Below are 21199 nucleotides of genomic sequence, written 5' to 3' on the forward strand. Positions count from 1 at the left end.
TAGTGCCGGCCGCTGGCCGGCAACCCGACCTTCGCTGATTGCCGGCCAGCGGCCGGCACTACCATGCCGCTCCTGCTCCCTTTCACGCATTTCAATCCCGCCCCTTGACCTCAACCAATGTTGAGGTGCGATAACGATCTCCCCACGGCCAGCCCTCTGGCCTTCCCCACGGAGATTGCTTCGATGTCGTACTCGCTTCCCCCGCTCCCCTACGCCTACGACGCCCTTGAGCCGCATTTCGATGCGCGCACGATGGAGATCCACCACAGCAAGCACCACCAGACCTACGTCAACAACCTCAACGCCGCCATCGAGCAGGCCGGCATCGCCGAGCAGCCGGTCGAGGCGCTGATCGCCAACCTGGATGCCGTGCCCGAGGCCCAGCGTGGCGCGGTCCGCAACAACGGCGGTGGCCACGCCAACCACAGCCTGTTCTGGACCGTGCTCAGCCCCCACGGTGGTGCACCCGATGGTGAGCTGGCCGCCGCCATCGACCGCGATCTTGGCGGCTTCGATGCCTTCAAGGACGCCTTCACCAAGGCGGCGCAGACCCGCTTCGGCAGCGGCTGGGCCTGGCTGACCAGCGATCGCGATGGCCGCCTGCAGGTGGAAAGCAGCGCCAACCAGGACAGCCCGTTGATGGGTGCAGCCGTGGGCCTGTCGGGCAACACCCCGATCCTCGCACTGGATGTCTGGGAACACGCCTACTACCTGCACTACCAGAACCGTCGCCCGGACTACATCGGTGCGTTCTTCAACATCATCAACTGGGCCGAGGTCGGCCGGCGCTACCGCCAGGCCAGGGCCTCATGAGCGGCGAGACACTGCCGTACGCCGGGCCGTGGGCGGGGGTCTTCCCCGCCCCGGCCCCGGTGCCGTCGGTCGAGATGCCGCCGCGTGCACTGCGGCGGCTGCTCGGCCACTTTCCTACCGGCGTGGCCATCGTCTGCGCGCGCGATGCGCAGGGCAAGCCCATCGGCCTGACCATCAATTCGTTCGTGCCGGTGTCATTGCAGCCGCCGCTGGTGCTGTGGAATCTGGCGTTGCACGCGCAGAGCCTGTCCACCTTCCAGCGCGCCACCCGCTTTGCGATCAGCGTGCTGGCGGCCGACCAGGAAGCGCTGGCCCGGCGCTTTGCCGATCCGCAGGTGCGCAACCGCTTCGATGGCCTGGCATTGCTGGATGACGACGAGGACGCCCCACCGCGCATCGCCGGTGCGGTCGCCCATCTCACCTGTACCCGCCACGCACAGTGGCCGGTGGGCGATCACCTGCTGCTGGCCGGCCGCATCATCGACGTGCACGAGAACGGCGGCGCGCCGCTGCTGTTCCATCGCGGCCGCTTCCAGCCCGGCCCGGCCGAGCTGCTGGTGGAGGTGCGCTGATGAACATCGAGGCTCTGGAATGCATGCTCGCCGCCGGCAAGGACGGCGCGCTGCTGCGCTTCGGCCTGGGCAAGGGCTGGCTGGATGCCGGCAACCCGGTGCGCGCGGCGACCCATCTGGGCCGTTGCGTGGTGCTTGATCCGCAGTACTCGGCGGCCTGGAAGCTCCTGGGCAAAGCCTGGCTGGCCAGTGGCCAGCCGCAGGCGGCGCGCGAAGCATGGCAACGCGGCCTGAGCGTGGCCGGCAGCAAGGGCGACCAGCAGGCGCGCAAGGAAATGCAGGTGTTCCTGCGACGCCTGGACCGCGAGCAGGCGGACCTGGCGAAAGCGGGCTGAGTCGATCAGCCCGCGTTGGCCGATGCCGGTGCGGACATGATGTCCGACATCGGCAGGCGGCGCGGCTTGCTCGGGAACGCGTGACGCAGGATGCGCCAGACCACCTGGCCGAACTGGCGCGGCAACGAGCCGTTGTTGTAGTGCTGGCCGTAACGGCGGCAGATGTCCTTCACTTCCTTGGCGATGGCCGCATAGCGGTTGGCCGGCAGGTCCGGGTAGAAGTGGTGCTCGATCTGGTGGCTGAGGTTGCCCGACAGCACGTTGATCAGGAAGCCGCCACTGATGTTGGACGAGCCGCGCAGCTGGCGCAGGTACCAGTGGCCGCGCGATTCATTGCGCAGGCATTCCTTCGGGAAGGTTTCCGATTCGGCGGTGAAGTGGCCGCAGAAGATGATCACGTAGGTCCAGATGTTGCGCAGGCCGTTGGCCACCATGTTGCCCAGCATCACGGTGAGGAAGAACGGGCCGGCCAGCAGCGGGAAGAACACGTAGTCCTTCAGCACCTGGCGGGCCATTTTCCGCGCCACCGGGCGGGTCTGCATCCACATCGCACGGCCGCTGATGCGGCCCTTCAGCCAACGGCCCAGGCGCAGGTCCTGCGCGGCCACGCCCCACTGGAACAGCAGCGCGAAGATCGGTGCGATGATCGGCTGCAGCAGGTAGAACGGCTTCCAGCGCTGTTCCGGGAAGATGCGCAGCAGGCCGTAGCCGATGTCATCGTCCATGCCACGCACGTTGGTGTAGGTGTGGTGGCGGAAATTGTGGGTCTTGCGCCAGTTGTCGGCGGTGGCAACGATATCCCACTCGTAGGTGTTGCCATTGAGCTTGGGGTCGCCGGTCCAGTCGAACTGGCCGTGCATGACGTTGTGGCCCAGCTCCATGTTCTCCAGGATCTTCGACAGCGCCAGCAGCAGCGTGCCGGTGATCGCGGCCGGCCACAGCAGCGGCATCCAGAACAGTGGCGAGAACGCCGCAAGGAACAGCAGGCCACGGCCGCCCACGCCGAACCAACGCACGGCGGCAGCCACGCGACGGATGTAGCGGGTATCGGAGGCGCCGAGGCTGCCGATCACACGGTCGCGGATCGCGTCGAGTTCCTCACCGAAGGCATGCATCTCGGCAGTACTCAGGGCACGGTCGGTAGCGCGGGTCATGGCAGGCGTCCTCAGAGATCCAAAGTCAGGTCGGTGGTCGGTGCGCTCACGCAGATCCGCACCGGTTGTGCCGATTCGGACTGCAGGTCGCCGGTGCGCAGATGGCGGGTGGCGCCACTGACGCGATCACAGGTGCAGGTATTGCAGATGCCCATGCGGCAACCATGCTTGGGCTTGATGCCATGGGCTTCCAGGCTTTCCAGCAGCGAGCGGCCACGCGGCACGCTCAGCTGGCGGCCACTGCGCGCGAGCGTCAGCGACACCTCGCCTTCGCTGCTGGCATCGCGCAGCGGCGCCGGCGGGGTGAAGGCTTCGGCCTGGAAGCCAGCCACCTGGTGCGCCAGGCGCTCACGCGCGGCAGCAACGAAGCCGTCCGGGCCGCAGGCCAGCACATGGCGCTGCGCCAGCGGCGTGTCATCGCCGGCCACCTGCAGATCATGGGTATCGATTCGCGCGGCCGGCACCTCACCCTCGCGGGTGGTCAGCAGGTGCACGCGCAGGTTCGGATGGGCCGCGGCCAGCGCCTGCAGTTCATCACGGAACTGCAGATGGGCGGCGGTGCGCTCCCAGTAGAACAGGTCCACCGGCGCTGCCAGCGGGCGCTGGCAGGCCTCGCGCAACAGGCTGCGCATCGGCGTGATGCCGCTGCCGGCCGCCAGCAGCAGCACCGGCGCCGCGGCCGGCATATGGAACTCGCCGAAGGCGGCATCGAGGCGGAACAGTTCGCCCGGCTGCGCGTGGTTGACCAGATGCTGGCTGACCCGGCCGCCGTCGATCGCCTTGACGGTGATCGCCAGCTCGCGCCGACCCAGTGCGGTAGGGCTGTAGCTGCGCTGCCACAGGCGCCCTTCAATCTCGACGCCGAGGGTGACGTGCTGGCCAGCGCGCATGCCGGCCCAGTGCCGGTTGGTGCGCAGGACCAGGGTCGCCGCGCCCTCGCCGGCCGGCTCGCGCCGGACCAGGCGGGCCACCGGCTCGCGCAGGGTCCACAGGGGATTGAGCTGGCCCGCCCAGAAATCGAACAGCGACGGCGAGACCCAGCGGTATGGAGAGAACAGGGACGGACGGACGACAGCGCTCATGGGCGCACTATACGGGCGCACATACACCTGTGTATACATGTGTATATTGAACCGGATTGGATATGATTCAGCCTCGCCTCACCGGAACCCCCATGGCCGCCGCCACCGCCTTGTCGACGCCCGAAGATGCCAACAGCCCGGCCCGCCGTACGGTGAGCCGCGAGGATCTGCTGGCTGCTGCCCTGAAACTGATCGGGCCGCACCGCAGCCTGTCCACGCTCAGCCTGCGCGAAGTGGCGCGTGAGGCCGGCATTGCGCCGAACAGCTTCTACCGGCAGTTCCGCGACATGGACGAACTGGCCGTGGCGCTGATCGACGCCGCCGGCCGCTCGCTGCGCACCATCATCGGCGAGGCCCGCCAACGCGCCACCTCCACCGCCACCAGCGTGGTGCGCGTTTCCGTGGAGACCTTCATGGAGCAGCTGCGCGCCGACGACAAGCTGCTGCACGTTCTGCTGCGCGAAGGCGCGGTCGGCTCGGACGACTTCAAGCACGCGGTCGAACGTGAGCTGCACTACTTCGAAGAAGAGCTGCAGCACGACCTGGTGCGCCTGGCCGCACTGGATGGCGCCGTGCTGCATGCCCCGGAACTGGTGGCCAAGGCCATCACCCGGCTGGTGTTCGCGATGGGCGCCACCGCCATGGACCTGCCACCGGAGAAGGATCCGGAGCTGGTCGAACAGATCTCCACGATGATCCGCATGATCATCGTCGGCGCCCGCACCCCCGCCGCATTCCGCCGCGGCTGATCGAGATCCCCCTGGGCCGGATCCCTTCCGCAGGAAGGGGTCCTGGTCCGCATCCCCCGACTCCATGGAGCCTCCCACGGCGCCGCCGTGCAGGGGAACTGCGGGCGCCATCACAGAACTGCATTGCGAACGGGCAGTTTGGGCATCTTCCACGCGCCATTCACTGCGCCCTCACGCACGCTGAATTATTCAGACCGCGCGCTCCATTCAGTTTGGTGAGTTATTGAACGAGGTTTGAATCCGGCACGTGCCGCTGCAGTCGTTTCAGATTAATTGCATGGCCCAGGCAAGACCCGATCCGCACAGTGCCGCCTCCGGCCCTGCGGATGCAGGTCCCACCCCAATGAGCTTCAAGGAGAAACACCCATGCGCATGATGCAGTTCACGCCGAAGTTTCCTTCCGCCAAGAACCAATCCGATCTAGCTCGGGCTATTGCCACGGCATTGCTGATCGCTACTTCTGGTGCAGCCGGCGCAGCAACCGTCAATCCAGGCCAGACTCTTGTGGTGAATGCGGGCTCCCTACCTCAAGCCTACGACGTAAACGGTGGCACGCTGATTGTGGAAGGCGCCACGACCAACCGAATCGACACCAACTATTCTGGAGGTCAACCCGCACGGGTCATTGCGAATGGCGCAAGTATTTCCAGCATGCGGCTGCTCAATAGTGTTGGCACGCTGCACAACTCGACTGTGAATGGCCAATTCACCCTCTCAATCAACGTCGGCTCAGGCAATTCTGGACTTACTCGGCCACATCTTACGACGGCAGGCAGCACCTTCAATGGGCCCTTCACCGGCAGCGGCGGCGGCCGGCTGGACTCGGAGGGAAGCACCTTTGCGCAAGGAATTCGCAGCCTTGGCACAATCCTCAACCTGAAAGCCAACACCAAGGTCGTCGGAAGTACCTATGGCATCAGCCTCACGAACTCCGCAATCGCAGGTTCGGCGGGCATGCAGGATTGGGGGCTGCTCCTCGATTCTTCGCATGTTGCAGCAACAAGCGGGCCGGCGCTTCTTATTGGCGGCACCACGACGGGATACCCTGTCCGCGTAGCAATCCAAAACGGATCGACGCTTTCCAGCAGCAATAATGTCGTGATCGAAGGGCGCGACAGCTCAGTATTTGACGTCACCGCCCGGACCTCCAACCTAAACGGCGATATCACCATTGCCGATACCGCCAGCGGCACGCTGCGCTTCCTTGACGGCCTCGACCTCACCGGCCGCATCCTCGGCCCGGCCGACGTCATCGTCGACCAGGGCGGCCGCTGGACACTGTCCGGCGACAGCAACACCGGCAACCTCACCCTGGGTGCAGGCAGCAACATCTTCCTTGGTGCAGCGGGCACTGCGGCGTATCCGCAGCTGACCGTCAATGGCAACTACACCGGCAATGGCGGCACCCTGCACTTCAACACGGTGCTGGCCGGCGACGACGCAGCAAGCTCGCGCGTGCATGTCACCGGCGATACCAGTGGCACCACCCAGGTCACCGTCAACAACATTGCCGGTGCTGGCGCGCAGACCGTCAACGGTATTCCGCTGGTGCAGGTGGACGGTACCAGCAATGGCAAGTTCACTCTGCAGGGCCGTGCCATCGGCGGCATGCACGAGTACTTCCTGCACAAAGGCTCGCCGGGCGCCGCCAACGGCAACTGGTACCTGACCTCGGTCTACACCGGCAATCCGTGCGATATCAATCCATCGCTGCCGGAGTGCACGCCGGTGGATCCGGTGGATCCGGTCGACCCTGTGGACCCGGTTGATCCCACCGATCCCACCGATCCGGTCCCCGTGCTGCGTCCGGAGCCGGGCGCGTACCTGGCCAACCAGGCCGCGGCCGTGCAGATGTTCCAGCTGCGCCGCCATGACCGCGGCGAGCCCGGTTTCGACCGCGCCCGCATCGGTACCTGGGTGCGCGCCGGGCGTGACCAGCTGCAGGCCAACGTGGCCGGCCAGGTCGATGCCCGTACCCACATCAACACCCTGCAGCTGGGCAGCGATGTCTGGCGCTGGGGCGATGGCCGTGGCCAGGTCGGGGTGATGCTCGGCACCGGCGAGGCGACCACACAGGCAGTGTCGACGCTGAGCGGTTATGGCACGCGTGGCAAGGTCAAGGGCAAGTCGGCCGGTGTCTACCTGGGCTGGGTGCAGGATGCACAGAGCAGTGCCGGCCTGTATGTGGACGGCTGGCTGCAGGCGGCGCGCTTCGACAACGAGGTGCAGGGCGAAGGCATCGCCCGTGAGACCTACGACTCCAGGACCCGTAGTGCATCGCTGGAAGCCGGTTATGCCTGGGCCATCCGCAGCACTGAGGCCAGCACGCTGTACCTGCAGCCGCAGGCGCAGCTGACCTGGACCGACTACGACGGCGACAGTCTGGTCGAAAACAATGGCACCACGGTCGAAGACGGTCGCGGCGGCGGCCTCAACAGCCGCCTCGGCCTGCGCCTGTTTGGCCAGAGCACGCTGCAGGGCAACCGCGTGCAGCCGTTCCTGGCAGCGAACTGGCTGCGTGGCCAGCGCGATGAGGCCATGCGCTTCAACAGCGAGTCGTTGAGCGCGAAGACGCCGGAGAACCGCTACGAAGTGCAGGCCGGTGCCCAGCTGCAGCTGGGCCAGCGTTGGAGCGCATGGGGTGACCTGCGTGTGCAGCGCGGCGACAGCGGCTACCGCAACCATGGAGCCCAGGTGGGTCTGCGCGCCGCCTGGTAAGGCCAACGCCGCCCCGGGCCCAGGCCCGGGGCGGCGTTCCTCAACTCCCCTCGCACCCTGCCGGGAATGACATCCGGCAGGGTTCTGGCGCTTATTTGTAATGTTATAACATCGTCGTCCGCGATGTTCTGATCCCGCTTTCGGCTTCGTGATTGCACGGACTTATTTATATAGCCGTTGCTATATTTATAACCCTCTGCTTTCATATGCGTCAGCCAGGTCGCCCTCGCCGCCTTTCCTCTCCCAAGGACGACGCCTTCATGCCCGTTGCCACACCCCTCTTCCATCGGCTGCCCCTGGCCGCCGCCATCGCCCTGACCCTGCCGCTGCCCGCACTGGCCGCCACACCGAAGCCGACCGAGCTGGACCGCGTGCAGGTGAAAGTCAGCACCGCCACCCGCAGCGAACGCCTGCTGTCCGATGTCCCGATCCGCACCGAAGTGCTGCGCAAGGAAGACATCGCGTTGCGCGCGGCCACCGACTTCTCCCGTGCCGCCGAGCTGATCAACGGCCTGCGCGTGGAAAGCAACTGCCAGAACTGCAACACCAGCGAAGTACAGCTGCTGGGCCTGCCCGGTGCCTACAACCAGCTGCTGTTCGATGGCATCCCGCTGCTGTCCACGCTGGGCAGCGTGTACGGCCTGGAACAGATCCCGGCCGGGTTCGTCGACCGCATCGAAGTGGTCAAGGGCGGTGGCTCGGCGCTGTACGGCCCGGGTGCGGTTGCCGGTGTGATCAACCTGATTCCGCCGCTGCCGGCGCGCAGCGGTGGCCATGTGCAGGCCGGCGTGGATGTCCTGAAAGGCACGCCGCAGAAGAACGCCGACGTGCGGCTGGACCTGGTGGCCAAGGAAGCAGACGCCGGCCTGTCGGTGATTGCCCAGCGCAACTGGAACAGCGGCATCGACTACAACGGTGACGGCTACACCGAAATCACCCGCAAGAACCTCAAGGTCGGCGGGCTGCAGGCCTGGTACGCACCGACGCCGGGAACGCGGCTGCGCCTGGACCTGCAGGTGACCGATGAAACCCGGCGTGGCGGCAACCGCCTGGACCAGCCGGAATACCTGGCCAACATCGCCGAATCGCTGGATACGAAATACCGCCGCGGCAGCGTGTCGTGGGACCAGGAAATCAATGCCGACGTCGATTTCCGCCTGGCCTACGCCTTCGCCGACATTGACCGCGACAGCTTCTATGGCGGTCTGGGCGACGTAGTCACCGATCCGTCCGCGCCGGGCTATGACCCGTCGCAGCTGGACCCGAACGTGGCCGGCAGCGCGGCCTCGCGTTCGTGGCGCCAGTACGGCCGCACCCACAACCCGCTGCACTACATCGACAGCCAGTTGAACTGGCGGTTGGGTGCGCACGCGCTGGCCTTCGGCGTGCAGTACAAGCACGAGGCGCTGCGCGACGACAACCGCACCGGTGACGGCCAGCGTCTTGCGGTACTGGAGGATGCGACCTTCCACAACCTGGGCGCCTTCATCCAGGACGAGTGGAGCCTGCGCGACAACGTCGACCTGGTGTTGGGTGCACGCGTGGACAAGAGCTCGGAACTGGACAGCGCGGTGTTCTCGCCGCGCATCGCGCTGGCCTGGCAGGCCACGCCCAACCTGAAGTGGCGTGCCGGCATCGCCACCGGCTTCCGTGCTCCCGAGATCTTCGTCGAGGACGTGCATGTCGACACGCTGGGTGGCGAACAGGTGCGCGTGCGCAACACCGATGGCCTGAAGGAAGAGCGCGCGTTGACCACCCTGTTCGGCTTCGACTGGCGCTCGGACCCGGCCAATCCGGTGTGGAGCTGGGATGCCACTGCCTCCTATGCACGCATCCGCGACACCTTCGCGCTGGGCGAGATCCAGCGTGGCGATGACGGACAGCTGAGCCAGCTGCGCTACAACGCCTCCGGCTCCAACGTGCTGGGCGCGGAAACCAACCTCGGCTGGCAGCCGTCGCCGCAGTGGCGCCTGACCGCCGGTGCCTCGTGGTACCGCTCACGCTTCCGCGAACCGCAGCGCATCTTCGACGACACCGGCGATGGCGGCGACACCGTGATCGAAAGCCGCGACTACCTGAAGACCCCGCGCTGGACCGGCCTGGCCCAGCTCAGCTGGATGCCCGCCGAGCCGTGGGAAACCTTCGTCGCGCTGCGCCACACCGGCCCGATGGCGGTGCTGAACAACCGGCTGGGCGAGCTGCACCGTACGCGCTCGTTCCTGGTCACCGATCTTGGTGCGCGCTGGCACCGGCATCTGGGCGCGCAGGCGCAGCAGGAAGTGTCGGTGGCCGCAGGCGTCAAGAACGTATTCGATCAGCGCCAGAAGGATCTGGAGATGGGCGCGCTGCGTGACAGCGACTATGTCTACGGGCCGCGTTTCGCGCGCTCGTGGTACGTCAACCTGCGCTATGCGTTCTGAAGCACTGCGAGCGTTGTTGTTGGCCTGTGCTGTGCTGGTGGCCGTACCGGCGATGGCTGCGGACCTGCACGCGCAGGTCTCGGCCTCGCTGATGCGGCCGGAACAGCGCTCGCTGCGACCGATGCAGTGGACGCCGCCGCCGAAGCTGGTGGCGCTGTACTTCGGCGCCGACTGGTGTGCACCGTGCCATGCCTTCGTACCCACCTTGCGCAGCGTGCGCGACGCGTTGCGCGAGGCCGGCGCCGATACCGAAGTGGTGTACGTCAGCCTGGATGAAAGCGACGCTGCATTGCGCCGCTACATGCACGCGCAGGACATGCCGTGGCCGGTGCTGGACCCGCGCCGCGCCGCGCGCATGCCGGCGCTGCAGGCATTGGCCGGGCTGGCGCCGCCGAATCTGGTACTGATCGATGCCGACGGCACGGTGCTGGCCAATGGCTGGCAAGGCCGGCGCTATGAAGGCCTGCAGCCGGTGTTGAAGGAATGGACGAAACGGGCGTGCGCGCAGGAACAGGCACGCTGCCCGCCTGGATTGTAGGGTCGCGCGAAATGCCGCCGGGCATGGCCCGGCGCTACCGTTACGGCGCCCCGCCCTCGGCCTTGCGCACGAAGGCTTCAAACAACGCCAGCGTCTGCTCGCTCACATGGTGCTCGATGCCCTCGGCATCGCGCCGCGCGGTATCGGCGTCCACGCCCAGCGCAAGCAGGAAACGCTCCACGGTCTGGTGACGCTGGCGGCTGGCATGTGCCAGCGCCTCGCCTTCCGGGGTCAGGAACACGCCGCGGTACGGCCGCTGCACCACCCAGCCATCGCGGGCCAGGCGCCGCAGCATCTTCGCCACGGTGGGCTGGGCCACGCCCAGGCGGGTGGCGATGTCGACCTGGCGGGCCTCGCCGCCGTCGGCCAGCAGGTCCGAGATCAGCTCGACATAGTCCTCCACCAGCTCCATCCGGTGCGCCTCGCGCACTTGCCGGAAGCTCTCGACCTGGCGCTCGGCCTCGATCAAGGGGGTGCTTTTCAGCGATGTCGAATCGTCGGTCTTGCCCACGCCTGCGCCTGTCCTTCCGGGGGGATCCGGTGTTGAACCTGAATTCTGGACCAGTAACGCGATAAAGACGATTGTTTCACATCGCTAATGACTATAGCAGGAGCTATATTCGAATCCATGAACACCCTGGCGCCCCGTGACCCTTCGGCCTCCACTCCGGCCAGCCTGGGTGCGCTCAACGCCTCGGTCGCGGTGCCCGACAAGGGCCATTGGTGGTTCCGCCTGCTGGCCTTCCTCGGCCCCGGCTACATGATCTCGGTCGGCTACATGGACCCGGGCAACTGGGCCACCGACCTCGCCGGCGGTTCACGCTTCGGCTACCTGCTGCTGTCGGTCATCCTCGTCTCCAACCTGATGGCGGTGATCCTGCAGGCGCTTTCGGCGCGGCTGGGCATCGCCACCGGCATGGACCTGGCCCAGGCCTGCCGCGCGCGTTACCCCAAGCCGGTTAACCTGGCGCTGTGGGCGCTGTGCGAGGCGGCGATCATCGCCTGCGACCTGGCCGAGGTGATCGGCACCGCGATCGCACTGAAACTGCTGTTCGATCTGCCACTGCTGTGGGGCGCGGTGATCACCGCCCTGGACACGCTGCTGGTGCTGCTGCTGATGAACCGCGGTTTCCGTGCGCTGGAAGCCTTCGTGATCGCGCTGCTGATGGTGATCTTCGGCTGCTTCATGGTGCAGATCGCGCTGGCCGCACCGCCGGTGATGGACGTGCTGGGCGGATTCATTCCGCGCGCGCAGGTAGTGACCGATCCGCACGCGCTGTATATCGCGATCGGCATCATTGGTGCCACGGTGATGCCACACAACCTGTACCTGCATTCGTCCATCGTGCAGACCCGCGCCTACCCGCGCACCGATGAGGGCCGTCGCAGCGCGCTGCGCTGGGCGGTGACCGACAGCACCCTCGCGCTGACCCTGGCACTGTTCATCAACGCCAGCATCCTGATCCTGGCGGCGGCGGTGTTCCATGCCAATGGCCGTTTCGACGTGGAAGACATCGAGCAGGCCCACCAGCTGCTGGCGCCAATGCTGGGCGTGGGCGCGGCGGCGACGTTGTTCGCGGTGGCCCTGCTGGCCTCGGGCCTGAATTCGACAGTGACCGCCACGCTGGCCGGCCAGATCGTAATGGAAGGTTTCCTGCACCTGCGCCTGCCGCCGTGGCTGCGGCGGCTGATCACGCGCGCACTGGCAATCATTCCGGTGGTGGTGGTGATCATGCTGTTCGGCGACCAGGGCGCCGTAAAGCTGCTGGTGCTGAGCCAGGTGGTGCTGTCGATGCAGCTGCCGTTCGCGATCATCCCACTGGTGCGGATCGTGACCGACAAGATGACGATGGGCGCGTTGGTAGCCCCGCGCTGGCTGGGCGCGATCGCCTGGGTGATCGCGCTGGTGATCGTGGTATTGAACGTGAAGCTGCTGGTGGATACCTTCAGCGGCGGGTGATGCCAAATGCGCGCCCCCTGCCCCGGTAGATCCACGCCATGCGTGGATGCCTTTACATGGTGCGGGGCCAGAGCCCCTGCCTCTGGCAAGGGATCCGACCCCACCATCTCCACGCTACAGATGCAACGCGATCGCGGCCTCGATCTGCTGAGGCGACTGGAACCCCGCCAGGCGCGTGCGTTCGTCACCGTCACGGAACAGCGACAGCGTCGGCGTCTGCCGCAGCCCCAGCTCCCTGAAGAACGCCTCACCCAGCACTTCCAGCTGCACGCGCAGCAGGGTCGTGCCCTGCCCCGCCACGCTGTTGGCCACCCGGTGCAACGACATCTCCAGCATCCGGCACCCCGGGCACTGGTCCTTGTGGAAATCCACCAGCACCCGCGGGTGCTCGGCCAGCAGCTGCTGGAACTGCTCAGGCGTGGTGGCGTCGATGATCTGCATCGGTGTTGCTCCAATAATGGGCCAGGACCGCGTCGGTCCAGGCCTCGATGGCCCCCGCATGGCGTTGACCATGCGGCATCTGTTCGATTTCCAGCGGCGGATAGTCGCTGCGGAAGTAGCGGATCAGGCGGTGCACGGCGCCGCAGTAGTACTCCTGCCCCCACTGCGTTTCGCCGGTGCCGAACACCGCCAGCTGCCGCGGCCGCTCGCCGCGTTCGGCGATGCCGGCCACCCATGCCTTCATCTCCGACGGCGTGCGGCCGGCGTTGTCGGTCCAGCAGCCCAGCAGCACCAGGTCGGCCTCGTCGGCCGCCAGCGGCGGCGCCTGGCGCAGGTCGTCGGCCTCCTGCCAGTGAACCGCATGACCGGCAGCGCGGCAGCGCTCGGCAATCTGCCGGCCAAGTTCGCGGGTATTGCCGCTCAACGAGGCGACCACCACCAGGATGCTCAGCGCGGCGCCGGACTCACAGGTCGTCGAAGCCGTTGTCGACGTTGGTCTTCTTGTAACTTGCATTGCGCATCTCGAAGAAGTCGGTCTTGGTTTCGGTGAAGTTGTCGGCGTAGGCCTTGATCCACGGCATCACGTTGTCGGTGGTGTCGCTGTACAGGCGTTCGATGCCGAGCATGCCGGCCATCTTGTTGGCGCGGTACTTCACGTAGCGCACCATCTCGTCCACGTCGATGCCGTCGATGCCATCCAGCACCTCCGACGACCACTGCGTCTCCAGCTCGATGGCATGCTCGAACGATTGGTGTACGTAGGCGGTCAGCTCATTGGTCTGCAGCTCCGGGTTCTCGCCGATGATGGCGCGGATCAGCTCGCTGATGAATTTGGTATGCGCCAGCTCGTCGCGGTTGATGAAGCTGATGATCTTGCCGGTGCCGTTCATGCGATTCTGCCGCACCATGTTGTAGAAGTACGCGAACCCGGAATAGAAATTGATGCCCTCCAGGATCGAGGACTGGATCAACGATTTGAGCAGGGTCTCGGCGGTCTTCTCGCGCATGAAATCGTCATACGCCCCCATGATCGGTGCATTGCGCTTGATGATGGTCGGGTGGGTGCGGGCGATCTCGAAGATGCGGTTCTGGTTCGGCAGGTCGGTGATCGAGGCCAGCACGTAGCTGTAGCTCTCGTTGTGGATCACTTCCTGCTGCCCGATGATCGCCGCATTGGCGTGCGCGGCCGGGTCGGTGATGTACTCCGCGACGTTGTAGATGAAGCGCGTCTGCGGTGAATCCAGCGTGGCGAGCAGGCCGATGATCGAGTCGTAGGCGTTCTTCTCGCGCGCGTTCAGCTCGCCGTACTGGCGGGCGTCCAGCTTCATGTCGACCTCGTCGGGAATCCAGAAATTGGTCGACAGCTCCTTGTAGGCCCGATAGAACGACGGATAAGGAATGTCGTTCCAGTTGAGGATGCCGCTGGTCTGGCCGTTGATGATGCCGGTGCTGCGGTTGGGATGGCGAGGTTCGAGGATCTTGATGCGGTCGAGGGGAGTTGCCATGGTTTTCTGCCTTCGTTCTCTTTCTATCGTGTTGCCGGCCAGCGGCCGGCACTACCGAAGATCACGGGTTGCCGGCCAGCGGCCGGCACTACCGAAGATCATGGGATTGCCGGCCAGCGGCCGGCACTACCGAAGATCGCGGGGTTGCCGGCCAGCGGCCGGCACTACCATTGATCAGCTGGAGCACCACTCGCATTCGCTGATGTCGATGTCGTTGGAGCGCACGTAGTAGGTGGTCTTCAGGCCTTCGCGCCAGGCGCTCAGGTGCAGCTCCAGCAGGGTGCTGGCGCGGATGGTGCTGGGCACGTACAGGTTGAAGCTGATCGACTGGTCGACATGGCGCTGGCGGCGCGCGTTCTGGCGCACGCTGGCGAACTGGTCGACCTTGTAGGCCCCCTTCTCGTAGTACGGCCAGGTTTCCAGCGACAGGCCCGGCGCCGCCACCGGCCGCCGGAAGTCCTTCTTTTCCTCGTAGTAGAACGCGCTGTAGATCGGGTCGATGGAGGCGGTGGAACCGGCAATCTGCGCCGTGCTCATGTTCGGCGCCACCGCCAGCAGCCAGCCGTTGCGCAGGCCGTGCGTGGCCACTTCGCGGGCCAGGCTGTCCCACGCGGCGCCACTGTAGTCGCGGTCACGGAAGTAACGCCCGTTGTGCCAGTCGCTGCCCGCGAACATCGGGTAGCTGCCCTTCTCCTTCGCCAGTTGCGCGCTGGCCTGGATGGTCAGGAAGTTGATGCGTTCGTAGAGGCGGTCGGCCAATTCTTCGGCATCCGGTGATTCCCACTGGATTGCCTGCTGCGCCAGCAGGTGGTGCCAACCGAACGTGCCCAGGCCGATGGCGCGGTACTTGCGGTTGGTGATCGTGGCCTGCGGCACCGGCAGCGCATTGAGATCGATCACGTTGTCGAGCATGCGCACCTGGATCGGGATCAGGCGCTCCAGCACGTCGGTGGCCAGCAGGTCATCCGGCGCACTGATCGCCCGGCCGAGGTTGATCGAGGACAGGTTGCAGACCACGAAGTCACCGGCGCGGCGTGTGGTGACGATCTGGTCGCCGCTGACGATCTCCTGGATCATCCGCGTCGGGCTCATGTTCTGCAGGATCTCGGTGCACAGGTTGCTGGAATAGATCATGCCCGCGTGCTTGTTCGGGTTCCGGCGGTTGACCTCGTCGCGGTAGAACAGGAACGGGTTGCCGGTCTCCAGCTGGCTGAGCATGATCCGCTTGAACAGATCGATGGCCTTCACCGTGCGGCGGCTGATGCGCTCGTCGGCCACCAGTTCGGCGTAGCGGAGGCGGAAGCTGCCCGCGCCGCGCTTCTCGTCGTAGAAGTCCTGCAGGTACCAGCCCTTGGCCTGCTTCACCTCGTGCGGGTCGAACAGGTACCAGTCGGCGCGGCGCTCCACCGCTTCCATGAACAGGTCGGGCACGCACACCGAGGTGAACACATCGTGCGCGCGCAGGCGCTGGTCGCCGTTGTTGAGGCGCAGGTCCATGAACGCTTCGATATCGCGGTGCCAGATGTCCAGGTAAACCGCCACCGCGCCCTTGCGCTGGCCAAGCTGATCGACCGACACCGCGGTGTTGTTGAGCTGCTTGATCCACGGCACCACGCCGCCAGAGGAATTGGCCACGCCACGGATCGGCGCGCCGCTGCTGCGCACATAGCCCAGGTAGGCGCCAACGCCGCCGCCATGCTTGGACACACGGGCGATATCGGTGTTGGAGTCATAGATGCCCTGCAGGCTGTCATCCACCGTGTCGATGAAGCAACTGGACAGTTGCCCACCCACCTTGCCGGCATTGGCCAACGTTGGTGTGGCGACCGTCATGTACAGGTTGGACAGCGCCCAATACGCCTCGCCGACCAGCTGCATGCGCCGCTCACGCGGTTTTTCTTCCTGCATGAGGTACAGCGCGATGGTCAGCCAACGCTCCTGCGGCAGCTCGTAGACCTCGCGGCTGCGATCGCTGGCCAGATAGCGCGTGGCCAGCAGGTACAGGCCGTTGTAGGCGAACAGGCGGTCGCGTTCCGGATCGATCATCTCGCCGGCCTGCTGCAGCTCTTCCTTCGAATAGCAGCGCAGGATGTCGTTGCTGTAGATGCCGCGGTCGGCCAGGCTTTCCTGCAGGCCCACATACGAGCCGTACTTCAGGCCGACGTCGTAGAAGCGGTTGCGGCTGGCACGCTTGTACAGGCGGCGCAGGTAGATGCGCGCGGCAAACTGTTCCCACTCGGGTGCGACCAGGTCCACCCGCGACTCGGCCTCGCGGATCAGCAGATCGACCAGGTCATCGGCGCTGATGCTGGGCTTGCGCTCGACCATCGCCTGCACCACGCGGCGGTAGTCGCTCACGTCCAGCTGCGGGAACTCGGCATGCACGGCGTCGATGCTGCGCTGCAGGCGTTCGGCCTCGAACGGCAGGCGGCGGTTGCCGGCCTCCTTGGTGATCCAGGTCGGCACGCGCTCGCCACCGGCGCGCAAGGCGTCGCCAGCGCCGGCCAGATCGGCCACGCGGAAGGTACTATCGGTCATGGTGGTGAAACTCCAGGCTCGCGCGCGCGTTGGCGGTCGATGCCATGGCGGCCCTGAACGCGATACCGGCGCACGGGGCGAACGGGTGGATTGCCAGGGCACGGGAACGTAGGTCGTCGGCATCTGCCTGCGCCTGCGGCCGGTATCCGGGCCGTGGGGGCGACCTGCGTCCGCACGATGGCGGCCGCGTCGACACGGCGAGCCTCAGGGGCGGGCCGCGGGACGTTTGCTGCATGTCCGGCGGCGGCGGCTGACCGGGAGTGACGGCCACAACATAGTGGGGATATCCGAACTCGTCAACACAAGATGCGGTAATCAATACATGTCGCGACGATCAGTCGCAGGATGCCGTGTTGCACCTGCGGCGCCTTGTCGACAGCGCCTGCGTCCCCAGTTCGGTACAACATCAACTTTCCCCGGAACACCGCCCATGCGCGCTGCCCAGTACCCCTCCTTCGGCAACCCGGCCGACGTCCTTGCCATTGCCGATGCGCCGCTGCCCGAGCCCGGCCCCGGCGAGGTGCGCATCCGCACCGTGCTGGCCTCGATCCACAACCACGATCTGCTGACCGTGCGCGGCCTGTACGGCTACAAGCCGACCCTGCCGGCGATCGGTGGCAGTGAAGCACTGGGCGTGATCGATGCACTCGGCGATGGCGTCGACGGCCTGCAGGTCGGCCAGCGGGTGGCCGCTGCCTCGGTGCACGGCACCTGGGCCGAAGCGTTCATTGCGCCGGCACGCATGGTGATTCCGATGCCGGAGGCGATCCCGGACGAAATGGCCGCGCAGCTGATTGCCATGCCGCTGAGCGCGCTGATGCTGCTGGAGTTCCTGCACGTCGAGGCGGGCCAGTGGATCGTGCAGAACACCGCCAACGGCGCGGTGGGCAAGTCGCTGGCGATGCTGGCGAGGGCGCGTGGCGTCCATGTGGCCAACCTGGTGCGCAATGCCGATGCGGTCGCGCAGCTGCAGGCGCTGGGCATCGATCATGTATTCGACACCTCGCTGGACGGCTGGAAGGATCGCGTGCGTGAGGCGACCGGCGAAGCACAGGCTGCGGCCGCGGTGGATTCCATCGGCGGCGACGCCAGCGGTGACCTGGTCGACCTGCTCGGCCACCACGGCACCCTGGTGTCGTTCGGAGTGATGAGCGGCGAACCGATGCGCATTCCCGCCGGCGGCCTGATCTACAAGGAAGCCACGGTGAAGGGTTTCTGGGGCAGCAAGGTCAGCCAGGCGATGGCGGTGGAGGACAAGCGCCGGCTGGTTGGCGAACTGCTGAAGCGTGCGGCGAGCGGCGAACTGACCCTGCCGGTGGAGCAGATCTTCGCACTGGACGACATCGCCCAGGCAGCGAAGGCTGGCGCCGGTTCGGGCCGTAACGGCAAGGTGCTGCTGCGGCCTTGATGCCTCAGCGGATGGCGCTGCCCCGGTAATGGCGCTGTCCCGGTATGGCGCTGTCCCGGTAGAGTCGACTGTCAGTCGACTCTCGCGCGTAGCGCGGGGGGATGAGGCTTCTTTCCACAGGGAAAGGGCTGTGACCCTGCAGGGTGTGCGGACCAACGGTCCGCACCCACCAAAGATCGGTGCCGCACCCACCGAGTGGGTCTGCTCCAACGGAGGCACCGACTTCGTTAAGAACCTGTGATGTATAACTGAATGCGCTTTCGTCATTGGAAGGCGCACGTGCCTGCGTGCGGTACTGACGGCTCCTCCCCCGTTCGGCGTTGTCGCTTCCATGTACCGCACCACCCTGAACCTGCTTGCCGGCGCGATCGCGCTGGGCCTCACCGCCGGCGCTGCCGGCGCCGCTGAAACCGCCGATACCGGCAAGGACAGCACCACCTTGGGCGCCGTGCTGGTGACCGGCTCCAACATCAAGCGCAGCGATACCGCCGGGCCGAATCCGGTGCAGATCGTCAGCCGCGAACAGATCGAGCAGACCGGCCGCTCCACCCTCACCGACGTGCTGCGCAACCTGTCGGCCAATGCCGGCAACAGCTTCGACGAGCAGTACACCGGCAGTTTCGCCGCCGGCTCGGCCTCGATCGGCCTGCGTGGCCTGTCTCCGAAGAACACGCTGGTGCTGGTCAACGGCTACCGCGTCTCCAACTTCGGTTTCGCGCTCAACACCCAGGACACCTTCGTCGACCTCAACGCGCTGCCGATCAGCGCGGTCGAACGCATCGAAGTGCTGAAGGACGGCGCTTCGGCGGTGTACGGTTCCGATGCCATCGCCGGTGTCATCAACATCATCCTGCGCAAGAACTTCCAGGGCGTGGAAGTCGGCGGCGGCTTCGGTACCGCCACCCAGGGCGGCCTGAACGAGCGCAAGGCCAGCCTGCTGGCTGGCTTCGGTGACCTCGAACAGCAGGGCTGGAACGTGCTGTTCGGGCTGGACCTGCTCAAGCGTGATCGCCTCGACGCCGACCAGCGTGCCTACACCCGCAGCGGCGATTTCCGCGACAAGCCCGGCGGTCGCCTGGCCGGTTGGTCCACCGCAGGTGGCAACTGGCTGTCCAACCCGCGCGCACCGCAACCGTTCGCCAACTGCCCGGATGGCAGCCAGCTGCGCCCGTACAGCGATTTCGGCAGCACCCTGCCCGGCCAGGCCTGCGCCTTCAACGCCCAGCCGTTCAAAACCCTGCAGCCCGGCGCCGAGCGCCTGCAGGCGTCGTTGAGCGCGACCTACCGCTTCAACGACAGCGTCGAAGCCTTCGCCGACGTACTGTACAGCCACAACAAGGCCGACCAGATCTTCAGCGCGCAGCTGACCGTCGGCCCCGGCCTGCGCGCGTACAACCCGGCCACCGGCACCCTGATCGACGTGCCGGCGGTGCTGCCGGTCGGCCACCCGAACAACCCGGGCAGCGCGCCGCTGCCGTTCGAGTACACCTTCTTCGATCTCGGCCCGCGCCTGAAGGACAACACCCAGGTGTTCTACCGTGCGCTGGCCGGCGTGCGCGGCAGCGGCGAGCGATGGGACTGGGAAGTGGCGGCGCTGACCTCGCAGAGCGCGCAGCGCGAATACGTCGACAACTTCGTCAACCGCTACGCGTTCGAGCAGATCCTGCGCGATGGCAGCTACAACTTCCTCAACCCGTCCAGCACGCCGGGGGCGCTGGATGCACTGCGCCTGCAGACCAAGCGTCCGGGCTGGTACAAGCTGCATTCGTTGAACGTGAAGGCCTCGACCTCGCTGTGGGAGCTGCCGGCCGGCGCGGTCGGCTTCGCCTGGGGTGCCGAGTTCCGCAAGGAATCACTGGACGCGCGCACCAGTGCGCAGGTGCTGTCGGGCACCGAACTGCGCCCGGCCATCAACGTGGTCAACGGCGAGCGCCAGGTCAGCGCCGCCTACGCCGAACTGAGCGTGCCGCTGCACCGCACGCTGGAGCTGCAGGTGGCCGGTCGTGGCGACCACTATGACGACTTCGGCAACGCGTTCTCGCCGAAGGTGGCGCTGCGCTGGCAGCCGCTGGACAGCCTGCTGCTGCGTGGTTCGTTCTCGCGTGGCTTCCGTGCACCGTCGCTGCCGGAGATCGCGCCGGGCCAGACCGTCAGCTACGGCTCGGTGATCGATCCGCTGGACCCGCTGCAGCCCGGTGGCAGCCGTGGCGTGACCAACATCCGCACCGGCAATCCGGACCTGAAGGCCGAACGCTCGCGCAACTTCAACGTGGGCGCGGTGTGGTCGCCGGATGGCGATACCAGCATCGGCCTGGACTGGTACCGCATCGAGCAGGACAACCTGGTCAAGCCGGACAGCGCGCAGTTCATCGTCGACAACCCGACGCTGTTCCCCGGCCGCGTGCAGCGTGATGCACAGGGGCGCATCACGTTCATCACCAACCAGTACGCCAACCAGGGCGAGCTGACCACCTCGGGCCTGGACCTGGAAGCCAACCGCACCTTCCGCACCGATGGCTGGGGCAACTTCACCGTGGCCGGCAGCTGGACCCATCTGCTCAGCTTCAAGCAGCCGCTGGTGGCCGGCCAGGCACCGTATGAAGGGGCCGGCAACAACCGCCACGGCGCACTGCCGCGCACCCGCGGCACCACGTCGTTGAACTGGGCAGTGGGCGACTGGAGCAGCACGCTGAGCCTGCAGTACGTGAGCGGCTACGACCAGCGCGTGGCGACAGCGACCAGCAACCCCGGCCTGCGTGATCGCATCAAGCCGTATCACCAGCTGGACCTGTACGTGGCCTACGAAGGGATTCCCAACACCACGCTGTCGCTGTCGGTGCTGAACCTGACCGACAAGGACCCGCCGTTCGACCCGGCCGGTGGCTCCAATGGTTTCGACATCAGCCAGTACAACCTGCGCGGGCAGTTCATTTCGCTGGGGGCGCGCTACCGGTTCTGATGGGCCA

At 66.3% G+C, this 21199-nt stretch carries 17 protein-coding genes; 10 read left to right on the forward strand and 7 right to left on the reverse strand.

The window, feature by feature from the left end; all coding sequences use genetic code 11:
• The first annotated feature begins 183 nt into the window (after positions 1 to 183).
• Genes H4O10_RS21360 through H4O10_RS21370 form a run of 3 tightly spaced genes read left to right on the forward strand, consistent with a single transcriptional unit; the run spans position 184 to position 1720 of the window.
• Positions 184 to 813 carry a superoxide dismutase gene (locus tag H4O10_RS21360; RefSeq protein WP_012480516.1) on the forward strand — a complete coding sequence of 210 codons (630 nt, stop codon included), beginning with the start codon at positions 184 to 186 and terminating at the stop codon, positions 811 to 813.
• Positions 810 to 1385 (forward strand): flavin reductase family protein, encoded by a 576-nt coding sequence (locus tag H4O10_RS21365; protein WP_012480517.1) that lies wholly within the window; start codon positions 810 to 812, stop codon positions 1383 to 1385. The genes H4O10_RS21360 and H4O10_RS21365 overlap by 4 nt, the downstream gene beginning before the upstream one ends.
• The gene (locus H4O10_RS21370; protein ID WP_005409958.1) at positions 1385 to 1720 is read left to right on the forward strand and encodes a tetratricopeptide repeat protein; all 336 of its coding nucleotides are present in this window, start codon (positions 1385 to 1387) and stop codon (positions 1718 to 1720) included. Before H4O10_RS21365 ends, H4O10_RS21370 begins: the two co-directional genes overlap by 1 nt.
• Before the next feature lie 5 nt (positions 1721 to 1725).
• Here the strand turns inward: H4O10_RS21370 and H4O10_RS21375 are convergent, their stop codons facing one another.
• Together H4O10_RS21375 and H4O10_RS21380 are read right to left on the reverse strand one after the other, a co-directional pair.
• Positions 1726 to 2874 (reverse strand): acyl-CoA desaturase, encoded by a 1149-nt coding sequence (locus tag H4O10_RS21375; protein WP_005413710.1) that lies wholly within the window; start codon positions 2872 to 2874, stop codon positions 1726 to 1728.
• 11 nt (positions 2875 to 2885) lie between these two features.
• On the reverse strand, positions 2886 to 3956 hold the full coding sequence (locus H4O10_RS21380; RefSeq protein WP_043035259.1) for a ferredoxin reductase: 1071 nt from the start codon (positions 3954 to 3956) through the stop codon (positions 2886 to 2888).
• A 92-nt stretch (positions 3957 to 4048) separates the two neighbouring features.
• Here H4O10_RS21380 and fabR point away from each other — a divergent pair, with 92 nt between their 5' ends.
• From fabR to H4O10_RS21400, 4 genes are all read left to right on the forward strand, one after another.
• Complete coding sequence (gene fabR / locus H4O10_RS21385) at positions 4049 to 4705, forward strand: HTH-type transcriptional repressor FabR (RefSeq protein WP_005409961.1); 657 nt, start codon at positions 4049 to 4051, stop codon at positions 4703 to 4705.
• A 1098-nt stretch (positions 4706 to 5803) separates the two neighbouring features.
• The gene (locus H4O10_RS21390) at positions 5804 to 7423 is read left to right on the forward strand and encodes an autotransporter outer membrane beta-barrel domain-containing protein (protein ID WP_232503853.1); all 1620 of its coding nucleotides are present in this window, start codon (positions 5804 to 5806) and stop codon (positions 7421 to 7423) included.
• Between the two features lie 260 nt (positions 7424 to 7683).
• Positions 7684 to 9843 carry a TonB-dependent receptor gene (locus H4O10_RS21395; protein ID WP_044570396.1) on the forward strand — a complete coding sequence of 720 codons (2160 nt, stop codon included), beginning with the start codon at positions 7684 to 7686 and terminating at the stop codon, positions 9841 to 9843.
• A complete protein-coding gene (locus tag H4O10_RS21400; RefSeq protein WP_012480521.1) occupies positions 9833 to 10381 on the forward strand; it encodes a thioredoxin-like domain-containing protein in 549 nt (182 codons plus the stop codon). The genes H4O10_RS21395 and H4O10_RS21400 overlap by 11 nt, the downstream gene beginning before the upstream one ends.
• Before the next feature lie 40 nt (positions 10382 to 10421).
• Here the strand turns inward: H4O10_RS21400 and mntR are convergent, their stop codons facing one another.
• A complete protein-coding gene (gene mntR, locus H4O10_RS21405) occupies positions 10422 to 10892 on the reverse strand; it encodes a manganese-binding transcriptional regulator MntR (protein ID WP_005413716.1) in 471 nt (156 codons plus the stop codon).
• Between the two features lie 117 nt (positions 10893 to 11009).
• On the opposite strand from mntR, the gene H4O10_RS21410 reads away from it, so the two are divergent.
• The gene (locus H4O10_RS21410) at positions 11010 to 12341 is read left to right on the forward strand and encodes an Nramp family divalent metal transporter (protein ID WP_012480522.1); all 1332 of its coding nucleotides are present in this window, start codon (positions 11010 to 11012) and stop codon (positions 12339 to 12341) included.
• 114 nt (positions 12342 to 12455) lie between these two features.
• On the opposite strand, the gene H4O10_RS21415 is transcribed toward H4O10_RS21410, so the two are convergent.
• The 4 genes from H4O10_RS21415 to H4O10_RS21430 form a co-directional block, all read right to left on the reverse strand.
• Positions 12456 to 12782: a thioredoxin family protein gene (locus H4O10_RS21415; protein ID WP_005409967.1), complete on the reverse strand. Its 327-nt coding sequence runs from the start codon at positions 12780 to 12782 to the stop codon at positions 12456 to 12458.
• Positions 12754 to 13221, reverse strand: coding sequence for a flavodoxin (locus tag H4O10_RS21420; protein WP_012480523.1), 468 nt, complete (start codon positions 13219 to 13221; stop codon positions 12754 to 12756). The genes H4O10_RS21415 and H4O10_RS21420 overlap by 29 nt, the downstream gene beginning before the upstream one ends.
• A 25-nt stretch (positions 13222 to 13246) precedes the next feature.
• Positions 13247 to 14287 (reverse strand): ribonucleotide-diphosphate reductase subunit beta, encoded by a 1041-nt coding sequence (locus tag H4O10_RS21425; protein ID WP_005413719.1) that lies wholly within the window; start codon positions 14285 to 14287, stop codon positions 13247 to 13249.
• A 174-nt stretch (positions 14288 to 14461) separates the two neighbouring features.
• Positions 14462 to 16825, reverse strand: a complete 2364-nt coding sequence (locus H4O10_RS21430) for a ribonucleoside-diphosphate reductase subunit alpha (RefSeq protein ID WP_044570401.1) — start codon at positions 16823 to 16825, stop codon at positions 14462 to 14464.
• A gap of 430 nt (positions 16826 to 17255) precedes the next feature.
• Here H4O10_RS21430 and H4O10_RS21435 point away from each other — a divergent pair, with 430 nt between their 5' ends.
• Positions 17256 to 18233, forward strand: a complete 978-nt coding sequence (locus tag H4O10_RS21435) for a zinc-binding dehydrogenase (protein WP_012480525.1) — start codon at positions 17256 to 17258, stop codon at positions 18231 to 18233.
• 331 nt (positions 18234 to 18564) lie between these two features.
• Positions 18565 to 21192: a TonB-dependent receptor gene (locus tag H4O10_RS21440; RefSeq protein ID WP_099596122.1), complete on the forward strand. Its 2628-nt coding sequence runs from the start codon at positions 18565 to 18567 to the stop codon at positions 21190 to 21192.
• Positions 21193 to 21199: the final 7 nt, after the last annotated feature.

It is taken from the genome of Stenotrophomonas sp. I18B00994, from assembly GCF_014145825.1.
In the GTDB taxonomy this organism is placed as follows: Bacteria; Pseudomonadota; Gammaproteobacteria; order Xanthomonadales; family Xanthomonadaceae; genus Stenotrophomonas; species Stenotrophomonas maltophilia.

What these genes read in the sequence shown, in the direction of transcription:
- H4O10_RS21360 (WP_012480516.1), top strand. Translation starts at nt 184, where the DNA reads ATGTCGTACTCGCTTCCCCCGCTCCCCTACGCCTACGACGCCCTTGAG.
- H4O10_RS21365 (WP_012480517.1), top strand. Translation starts at nt 810, where the DNA reads ATGAGCGGCGAGACACTGCCGTACGCCGGGCCGTGGGCGGGGGTCTTC.
- H4O10_RS21370 (WP_005409958.1), top strand. Translation starts at nt 1,385, where the DNA reads ATGAACATCGAGGCTCTGGAATGCATGCTCGCCGCCGGCAAGGACGGC.
- H4O10_RS21375 (WP_005413710.1), bottom strand. Translation starts at nt 2,874, where the DNA reads ATGACCCGCGCTACCGACCGTGCCCTGAGTACTGCCGAGATGCATGCC.
- H4O10_RS21380 (WP_043035259.1), bottom strand. Translation starts at nt 3,956, where the DNA reads ATGAGCGCTGTCGTCCGTCCGTCCCTGTTCTCTCCATACCGCTGGGTC.
- fabR (WP_005409961.1), top strand. Translation starts at nt 4,049, where the DNA reads ATGGCCGCCGCCACCGCCTTGTCGACGCCCGAAGATGCCAACAGCCCG.
- H4O10_RS21395 (WP_044570396.1), top strand. Translation starts at nt 7,684, where the DNA reads ATGCCCGTTGCCACACCCCTCTTCCATCGGCTGCCCCTGGCCGCCGCC.
- H4O10_RS21400 (WP_012480521.1), top strand. Translation starts at nt 9,833, where the DNA reads ATGCGTTCTGAAGCACTGCGAGCGTTGTTGTTGGCCTGTGCTGTGCTG.
- H4O10_RS21410 (WP_012480522.1), top strand. Translation starts at nt 11,010, where the DNA reads ATGAACACCCTGGCGCCCCGTGACCCTTCGGCCTCCACTCCGGCCAGC.
- H4O10_RS21415 (WP_005409967.1), bottom strand. Translation starts at nt 12,782, where the DNA reads ATGCAGATCATCGACGCCACCACGCCTGAGCAGTTCCAGCAGCTGCTG.
- H4O10_RS21425 (WP_005413719.1), bottom strand. Translation starts at nt 14,287, where the DNA reads ATGGCAACTCCCCTCGACCGCATCAAGATCCTCGAACCTCGCCATCCC.
- H4O10_RS21430 (WP_044570401.1), bottom strand. Translation starts at nt 16,825, where the DNA reads ATGACCGATAGTACCTTCCGCGTGGCCGATCTGGCCGGCGCTGGCGAC.
- H4O10_RS21435 (WP_012480525.1), top strand. Translation starts at nt 17,256, where the DNA reads ATGCGCGCTGCCCAGTACCCCTCCTTCGGCAACCCGGCCGACGTCCTT.
- H4O10_RS21440 (WP_099596122.1), top strand. Translation starts at nt 18,565, where the DNA reads ATGTACCGCACCACCCTGAACCTGCTTGCCGGCGCGATCGCGCTGGGC.